Genomic DNA, 8,884 nt, shown 5'->3' with positions numbered 1-8,884 from the left:
GGCCGTGGGCGGCGCGGCCGGCGACGCGTCGGCCAAGCACACCGAAGTCGTCGACGGCAAGGTGCCGCACCTGACCGACCCGCTGGTGCTGATGGCGGGACGCGCGGGGCTGACGCAGGCGGCGGGGCGCAACGTTCAGGTGGCGGCCGGCGAACTCGTGCATTGGTCGTCGGGACAGGACCACAACCTGGCCGTCATCGGTTCGCTGCGTGTGCATACCGGCCAGGCGCTGGGCATCGTGGCCGGCGTGCAGACAGGCGGCGCGGAATCCGGCCTGGACCTGATCGCCGGCACCGGCGAGGTCGATGTCATCTCGCAGCACGACACGCTGACCGTGCAGGCGCAACAGGACCTGCGCATAGTCAGCGCCAACGCGGGCATCGAGTACGCGTCGCCGCAGCGTATCCGCATCGCCAACGCGGCGGGCGCCAGCATCGTGATCGAAGGCGGCAACATCACCGTGACGGCGCCGGGGCGCATCGACGTCAAGACCGGCAACAAGCAGTTCGCCGGGCCGACGCAGATGCCGTATCCCTTCCCGCAATTCACCGTCTGCAAGACCTGCATTCTTGACGCCCAGGAAAGCGTGCAGTCCATCACCGACAAGGCATGACGGCGATGCAATATTCCTGGCAGGACGCGCTGCTGTCCACGTTCGCCGAATTGCCCCATCACCGCGGTCCGTATGGCGAGGCCGCGCGCGCTTACGTGATCATCGACTTCCGCGGCCATCCGGACCTGCTGGCGCGGCTGACGGCCACCGAAGATCTGAGCTTCGGGTCGGTCTGGGCGCAGACCGGGTTGGACATCTACGGCGACGTGGCGCCGCTGCTGATCGAAGTGGACGGCGCGTCGCAAGGCGTGCTGCGCGGGCCGCGCCATGGGGATTTCAGCACCGTGCTGGTGCGCGTGCTGGAAGCCCTGCACGAGCGTTCCGGCGGCCGTTACGCGATGATGAGCTTTGCGTCCGCCGTGCCGCTGGAGAAGCTGATCGCGCACTTTGGTCCGTTCTGCGACTACGCCCTGCCGGACGCCAGCGAGTTTTTCCTGCATTGGTACGACAGCCGCATCCTGGCGCGCGTGTTGCAGGTCTGGACGCCCGAGCAGCGCGCGCGCTTCGCCGGGCCGTTCGTCACGCTGCGCTATGCGCTGCGCGATGGCACGCTGGCTGTATTGCCGGGCGCGGGCAGGCTGCCCGCCGCACGGCCGGAAGGTATCGAAAAATTCTCGCCTGAACAGCACCAGATGCTGTTCGACCTGGACTACCCCGACAAACTGGCGGTGCAGCTGCGCCGGCTTTATCCAGACATGCTGCCCGGCAATCCCGATCAGGACACGCTGGTGCCCCGCGTGCAGAAGCAGTTGGAACGTGCCCGCGCGCACGGCGTGGCGGGAGATAAGGACACGTTCGACTACGTCGCCTGGGGCGTGGCGATCTCGCCGCGCTTCGACGAGCATCCCTTGATCGCCGACGGGCTGCGCGCCTATCGGCCTGGCGCAGAGGGCGGGCTGGCGAAGGCGCTGGAAGGCGTGCCGGATGCGGTGTGGGACGCGGTGCATCGGGCGGGCAGGGATGGCGGCGATGCGTAAAGCGCTGGCCGGCATGCTGCTTTGGTTTGGCCTGTTGACCGGCTGCCACGCCGAGCCCACTTATCAAGGGGTGAGCGTCATCACCTACAACTACACGCCCTGGGATCTGGAGTCCGTTCGAATAGCCGATGCGTTTGGCGGTGTGGCCGCAAGCGGCATGATTCCATCAGGGGGTGGCGAAGGAAGCGTTTCGTGTTGCTATTCGCTGAAAGGTACTGACTTCACGATCAAGTGGAGAGGTGGCGACGCCGATTTGATGCGCAAGCATATGTACGACGGAAAATTCGATGACGTGATCTTCACCAAAGAGACGAAGGCGCGTCTGCAAGATCAAGGCCCTCCTCCCGGCGATGGACCCGTCATATTGGAATTGCACATCTATCCAGACGAGCACATGGAGTTGGCCCTCAGCCGTCAACTGTTGGGGCAAGTCCGGATTCCCATCGTTGAAACCGCGCGCTGGCTATACAAGCATCACAAAGAAGAACTGGAGAATTACAGAAGCATTCACGAGCTGAGGTATGTGCTCGCGAAGGTGACAAAGCAGGCTTGGACGCGTTATCGGATTGAGGACGAAGGGGACATGCGGGGCTACATGTATCTCTATTTTGTCGTCGCTTCGGATTTCGACAAGGATTCGAAGCTTGCAGCGTTGTTGACGGATCCGAATAGAAAGCCGGGCGATCTGGGCCGGGCGGTGTCCAAGCTATCCAAGGACAGGCTCGCGCAGATCAAGGCGGCGGGAACAGCCCCCGGAGACAAGGATGTCTGACGACGAGTTGGGAGCAAGGAATGCGTAATGGCTTGATCGGTGTACTGCTTTGGCTTGGCCTGTTGACCGGCTGCAACGCCGAGCCCACTTATCAAGGGGTGAGCTTCATTACGTATAACTACACACCGTGGAATCTGGAGCCCGTGCGCATCAGCGATGCGTCGGGTCGCGTGGCAAGTTCCAGCACGCTCCCGTCGGGCGGCGGCGAGGGAAGCGTGTCTTGCTGCTATACGTTTTCCGGTACGGAGTTCAACGTGAAATGGAGCGGAGGCGATCCCGACCTGCTCCGAAAACACCTGTTTGATGGCAAGTTCGACGAGGTGATCTTCAAGAAGGAAACGACAGTGCATTTCCCCGCCACGAAAGTGCCCGAAGGGAATGGAACGCTGATTCTGGAGTTGCACATCTATCCGGATGAACACATGGAACTTGCCTTGAGCCGCAAGTTGCGCGGGCAAGTCAGAATTCCAATCGTCGATACCGCTCGCTGGTTGTATGGGAAATACCGTGATGAGCTGGTGGGGTACGAGAGTGCAGGTTATCTGACCAACGACGTTGCCAGGGTCACCAAACAGGCGTGGATGTCTTATCGGCTTGAAGACGCGCAGGACTTGCGCGCGTACATGTATCTCCATTTCATCGTGGCCTCGAACTTCGACAAGGACGCGCAGATTGCCGCGCTCTTGAAGGACCCGGCCCGAAAGCCTGGCGCATTTGGCAACACGGTGATGTCGTTGCCAGCAGAGAAGATCGCGCAGTTGAAGGCGGCGGGTGCACTACGTGGAGATAAGAATGCCGGAAGTGGGTATGGCGGAACAACTCGGGAGCAATGAATGCGTAAGGGTTTGATCGGGGTACTGCTGTGGCTGGGCCTGTTGGCGGGGTGCAATGGCGAACCCACATACCAGGGCGTCAGCTTCATCGCGTACAACTACACGCCCTGGAATCTGGAGCCGGTTCGGCTCAGTGACAAGTCGGGCAACGTGGTCAGTTCCAGTACGTTGGTGCCGGGTGGCGGCGAGGGACGGGTTTCCTGCTGCTACACATTCAAAGGGACCGACTTTACGGTGAAGTGGCGCGGAGGAGACCCTGAGTTGCTGCGCAAACATCTGTTGGACGACAAGTTCGACGATTTGATGTTCAAGAAGGAAACACAGGTGCATTTTCCCGCCACCAAGGTGCCCGATGGCGATGGCACGCTTTATCTGGAATTGCACATCTATCCTGACGAGCATATGGAGCTCGCGTTGAGTCGCAATCTGACGGGACAAGTCAGAATTCCGATCGTGGAAACCACGCGTTGGTTATACGGGAAGTACGGCGCCGATTTGGCCGGATACGAGAACGCGACCCAGTTGAAGCATGTTCTCGCAAAGGTCACCAGGCAGGCCTGGACGCGGTATCGCATTGAAGACCCCGAGGACATGCGCGGCTACATGTATCTCTACTTCGTCGTGGCCTCGGATTTCGACAAGCATGCCGAGATCGAAAAACTCTTGAAAGATCCAAATCGCAAGCCGGGTGACTTCGGCCGCGCCGTGTTTTCCCTGCCGGGCGAAAAGATTTCGCAGATCAAGGCGTCCGGCACGCCTCCTGGAGAGAAGAATGTCCAGTGATCAGATTCCTGACGTCGACAGGACTCCCGCTTCAGTCCTGAAGGCCATGGCGGCCAATGAGGCTGCCTACCCCAAGGATTCCTGCACCGAATGCGGTCTCACGTTGCGTATGGGATTCTTCTTCGATGGCTTTGGGCGGAACAAGGATATCGATGAGGCGAATCCGACGTTCCTGTCGAACGTGAGCCGGCTGTGGATGGCCCACTTCAGCGAAGACGATGAGAACAGGCCGAACAAGCAGCACTGGTTTCCGTTCTACTATTCCGGCCTTGGCGTCGAGCTTAACGAGAGCGCAAAGGCTGACGTCGTGGTTCGCGCGCTGACGATTGCAGGCGGGAAAGTGGCCGACAAGGCGATCTCCAGTGCGCAGGACGCGGCAAAGAACATCACGCGTCTCGATGAAGTGCCCGATGTGGATGCCGCAGGACGCGCAAAGTCGGCTGTCAAGCAATCCATCAAGGATGGGTCTTTTCACCCCATGGTGAAGGCGTACAAGGACGTCGTCAAAGACGTCCAGTCGCTTCCTGAGAAGACGGTAAGAATCTGGAATGCCCTGGACCCAGAGCGAATCCGCAATCGCGCAAAAGCCACTGTTCGCGGCTTCTGGTCGGATTTCAAGAAAAACCCATTGAAGGTTGCCTGGACTGCGGGAAAGAACGCCGCCAAAGCCACGTTGCTGGAGGGCGTGCCGGTCGTGCGGGACAATGCCGCCGTCGCCGAATTGATGGGAACCGGTGTCGACACGCGCCTGGATGCGGCCAGGCGTCAGTTCGAGGAAGCCTATCAGAAGTCAAACGCGGGCACGGAAAAAGTCGTGCGTATCGAGATCTGCGTGTTTGGCGCGGATCGCGGCGGGGTCATTGCCAAGCAATTCGTCAACGATATCGTCAAGAAGTACAAGCGCCGCCACGACACGGACCTGGTCATCGTAGGAAAGGATGGTGCGCCGGACGCGAAGATCGTCATCCGATTCCTCGGGCTGTTCGACAGCGTCGCTTCCATCATGGAAGAAAACTGGTTCCTTGAGGTCATTCCCTTCACGGACCTGATCAAACAGACGCACAAGGACCGCACGCTGACCGTACCCGCAGCGGTGGAGAAGGCCGTGCATTTTGCTGCGGCGCACGAGCTGCGCCGCAATCAGCGGCTGGATTCCCTGGAAAAGACCCGAGGCCTGCAATATCTCTATCCGGGGTCGAGCGGGGATGTAACGGGCGTGGCCCCCGAGGGCTCGCTGGGCACGCGCGCGTCGCTATCCCGGGTTCCTTTGCGCGAGATGATGAACCTGGCTCTCGCTAACGGCGCCGCGTTGTACAGCATGGAAAGCCTGGCGTCCCGGGATCCGGTCCTCTATCGGATGCTGAGCCTGGCCGGCTCGATCGAAGACGAAGGCCAGACCTATCACGTCCAGGAACTGGTCGACGCCTACCGGGAGATCGTCAAATACGAACCCGGCTGCGATTTCGCGCCGCACATGGAAGTTTTCCTGCGCTGGCTGGCGGTGCGTTATCAGGACCCCGTGTTTCGCGCCGGGATGTCGGACCCCGCGGAAGCGTGGATCCAGGACCGGGACTTCTTCACGCCGGAGCAGGAGCTCGCAGAAGAGCGCAGGCGTTTGAGCATGCTTTCGCGCGAGGAGCTTGCCAAGCCCGAGACCACGGCGCGTGCGCGGGAACTGGAAGCACTTGCCAACGAGCGCCGCGAGCGCGCCAATGCCAGCCGCGGCGAAGCGCCGCCGCAGCGCTTCCTGCCGCTGTGGGAGCGCCTGGAAGAAGAGTACAAGGGCCTGGAAGAAGCCGAGCGCCAGGATGCGGCGACGGAGCAGCGGCGGCAGGACATGGAACGCAACCACCCCGAGCAGCTTCGCACCATGGAAAGGTGGGAGCAGGATGCGATCGCCATGGAAAACATGCGCCTTGGCAGAAAGCCTGGCGACGCCGATTATGTTCAGTCGCTGCCGGACCCGTTTGCCGATATGAAGGCCGATCGCGCGATGCAGCAGCGACTGCTGACCGCCTGGCGCGACGCGCGCGATCGCAAGACGCAGTTGCCGCCCAAGGTCATGACGCTGTTCGACTGGCTGGTGCATGACGCGATGCTGAGCAGTTGGCCTGACCATCTGCTGGCCAGCACCCGGATGTATTTCCGTGTGCGCGACAAGGATGTGTTCGGCAAGACCGATGCGAAGGCCGAGATGGATCAGCGCGCCAAGGATATGCAGAACGCTGAAAAGATGGAGGCAATGGCCGCGCGCAACGAGCAGAACATCCGGCAGATGACGCCTGCGCGGCCCTGAACGGCGGCGTGGTGGTGATGGAAAGACGGCCCTGCAGAGCAGGGCCGTCTTTGTTCGTATGGCCGGTTTCTCTATCCGGCAGGTTCTTGGGTCCGGCCGGCTTTCACTTCTTGCCGGCTTTCACTTCTGGTCGAGGTTCACTTCTTACCGAGGTTCACTTCTTGCCGTCTTCGACCTCGATCGTCACCATGTTCGATTTCACGTCCTCGGCCTCGATGTAGACCTCGTACGTGGCCGGCGTGGCCGGCAAATGCAGCACGCCGGCCATGTCGGTGGTGAACCGTGTTTCCACGGTCATGCCCGGCGGCAAGGCCATTTTCGGGGGACGCGGACCGCCTTCCCGCGGGTCCACCGAGACATTGGGCAGCTTGGGACGCACGTAGTTGAACGCGACGCCGCGGTAGACCTTGCCGGTTTGCGTGTCCTTCGCCACGAAGCGCGGCAGTTGCGGGTTGTCGATCACGGGCAGGATGCCGCGTGCGCAGATGGGAATCGTCAGAGTGCTGCCGTCGCGAATCTTCACGCGAGAGGGCGCGGCGATGCGCATCTGCGCGTCGTAGCCTTGCAGCGGCGGCATGCAGGCGTGCTCCTGCTGCGAGTGCGTGGGCACCGAGGCAAAGGAGGCGGGCTCGATCCAGTCGGTAGTCATGATGGGCATGTCGATGTCGTGTCAGAGAGCGAAGGGGATCAGGGGGGCATCGTCAGAATGAGGTCCAGCCTTCCGAGCAGTCCACCTTGCGCACGGCCTTGCTGCAACTGGGGCAGAAGTGGATGTTGGCGCAGGTGATGCCGTACATCACGCATTGCCCGATCTCACTGCTGTACTGGCCATTCCGGTTGGGCAGGCCAAAGTAGCAGTGTCCCCCCATGTTGTAGTAGAAGTGCTGCGGCGGATCCAGCTTGGAATCGTCGGCCGATGGGTCTTCGTCGCGCAGGCCGGGCCAATCGGGGCCGCTGGGCACCATGCCGAGCAGGTGACCCATTTCGTGGGCCAGCGTTTCCGTCAGGTACGCCTGCGAGTTGGGGACGTAGGGATCCAGCGTGGACACGAACAGCAGGTTGGTGCCGGTGATGGCCAGACCCGCGTAGCTGGCGGCCACCGTGTTGAACTGGATGTTGAGCACGCCGTTCAGGGGCGTGGACGAGATCTGGGTCAGGTCGACCCTCACGGAGAAGACGGCGCCCGAGCTTTCGGGCAGCGGCGTCATCAGGTGGCGCGGGATGGGAATGGACCGTTCCGCGCCAGACGCGTCGGTGTAGATGTAGCGGGCGTGGACGAGCCAGTCGTCGCTGTCGTCGAACTCGTACCAGAGGCTGGCCAGCGTGCGGTCGTCGTTGACGATGGGCACCGTCATCACGCGGCCGCCCGGTCCGGCCGGCACGGGCAGGCGCATGTCGCCGCTGGTGCCGGGCGCCGCCAGCCGGTCCACGTGGCACACCACCAGCGTGTAGGGCTCGCGCTGTTTGCCGGGCGAGGTGGCGTACACGCGGCGCACGGCGTCCATGATGGCCTGCTGCGAGTCCACGTGGTCTGCCGCGTCCACTGCAGAGCGGCCACGGAATTGCAGGCGCGGCAGCTGGATCATGTCGATGCCGTGCAGCGCGAACTCTGCGGTGACGGGCGTCACGTCGGCCAGATGGTTGGCCGGCCGGGTGCTCATGCACATGACTTCCTGCACGTACAGCCGGCGTGCGGTCTCGACGCGTTCGGTCTTGATGAGCTGGCCGCGTTCGTCGCGCACTTCGAACAGATAGACGTTCCGGCCGGCGGCGGGCAGGTCGATGTCATCGACGATGCGGGTGCCGTCAGCGTCCGTGACGTAGCTGCGCGGGTTGGTGTGCGGTTCCTGGTAGCTGGCGCGGCGGCCGCGTTCGCGGCTGGAGTACGTGATGTTCCCGGTATCCGGCTTGACGGTGATGGTGAAGCGGTGCGCGCCCGGGCGGTTGAATTCCACGTGGATGCGGGGGCGCCGGGTCTGCCGCTCGGTGGTGGTGAGCGCGTTGCCATCGTTCCAGCGTTCGTCGGCGCGTTCCAGGTTCACGTATTGCAGGCGCGCGCCGTCCTGACGGCCGCGATAGGTGGATGCGCTCGGGACCACGCGGCCGGCGTCGCCCATCGGAGGCATGCCGCCAGGCAGGTTGGTGCCTTGCGTGCGTGCGACCGGACCCAGGCCGATCGTGTCCAGCACATCGCGGGCGATCTGGGGCAGCGGCGATTCCGCCACCCCCGGGATCTTCATCAGCACCTCGGCCACCTTCGGCAGCGTTTCCGTGGCCAGCGTGGGCGATTGCAGGATGGCGCCGATCACGCCGGGCACCGACGAGGACGACAGCCCCGGCATGCTGAGGATGGCGCCCGCGACGGCGGGGATGTTGGCCTGCTTGACGTCGGGCAGCGTGAACAGCGTGTCGACGGCGGACCCCAGCGCGGCCGCGCGGTCGCCGGCGGCGTTCAGCGCCTGCGTCATGACCGGCACGATGGCGGCGCCGACGTTGGCGCTGACGCCGCCTGACAGGAGCGTGGACGCGCCGGACATTGCCGTGGACGCGGCGCTGGCCTGCTGCGCAACGGCGGCAAGACCGCCGCCGGCCGCCAGCGCGCCGAAGCCC

Annotated in this window: 8 protein-coding genes; 6 read left to right on the top strand and 2 right to left on the bottom strand. The window is 63.0% G+C overall.

Annotated elements, in window-relative coordinates; all coding sequences use genetic code 11:
• The 6 genes from B3446_RS00675 to B3446_RS00650 form a co-directional block, all read left to right on the top strand.
• A partial coding sequence (locus B3446_RS00675) for a DUF2345 domain-containing protein (RefSeq protein WP_291376612.1) occupies positions 1–613 on the top strand: 613 nt, incomplete at its 5' end.
• Positions 610–1,590 carry a DUF4123 domain-containing protein gene (locus B3446_RS00670; RefSeq protein WP_291376611.1) on the top strand — a complete coding sequence of 327 codons (981 nt, stop codon included), beginning with the start codon at positions 610–612 and terminating at the stop codon, positions 1,588–1,590. The genes B3446_RS00675 and B3446_RS00670, both read left to right, overlap by 4 nt.
• Complete coding sequence (locus B3446_RS00665; RefSeq protein WP_291376610.1) at positions 1,583–2,362, top strand: hypothetical protein; 780 nt, start codon at positions 1,583–1,585, stop codon at positions 2,360–2,362. Before B3446_RS00670 ends, B3446_RS00665 begins: the two co-directional genes overlap by 8 nt.
• A 20-nt stretch (positions 2,363–2,382) precedes the next feature.
• A complete protein-coding gene (locus B3446_RS00660; protein ID WP_291376609.1) occupies positions 2,383–3,195 on the top strand; it encodes a hypothetical protein in 813 nt (270 codons plus the stop codon).
• Positions 3,196–3,978, top strand: coding sequence for a hypothetical protein (locus B3446_RS00655; protein ID WP_291376608.1), 783 nt, complete (start codon positions 3,196–3,198; stop codon positions 3,976–3,978).
• Complete coding sequence (locus tag B3446_RS00650) at positions 3,968–6,274, top strand: phospholipase effector Tle1 domain-containing protein (protein ID WP_291376607.1); 2,307 nt, start codon at positions 3,968–3,970, stop codon at positions 6,272–6,274. Before B3446_RS00655 ends, B3446_RS00650 begins: the two co-directional genes overlap by 11 nt.
• A gap of 154 nt (positions 6,275–6,428) precedes the next feature.
• Here B3446_RS00650 and B3446_RS00645 read toward each other — a convergent pair whose 3' ends face one another.
• Complete coding sequence (locus B3446_RS00645) at positions 6,429–6,932, bottom strand: hypothetical protein (protein WP_191579492.1); 504 nt, start codon at positions 6,930–6,932, stop codon at positions 6,429–6,431.
• A 43-nt stretch (positions 6,933–6,975) separates the two neighbouring features.
• Positions 6,976–8,884: type IV secretion protein Rhs (locus B3446_RS00640; RefSeq protein ID WP_291376604.1), on the bottom strand; the 1,909-nt coding region annotated here is incomplete at its 5' end.

This window comes from Achromobacter sp. UBA5777, assembly GCF_002418565.1.
In the GTDB taxonomy this organism is placed as follows: Bacteria; Pseudomonadota; Gammaproteobacteria; order Burkholderiales; family Burkholderiaceae_B; genus Achromobacter; species Achromobacter animicus.
The sequence above is the reverse complement of the archived record's forward strand: the minus strand, read 5'-3'. Positions and strand labels throughout refer to the sequence as shown.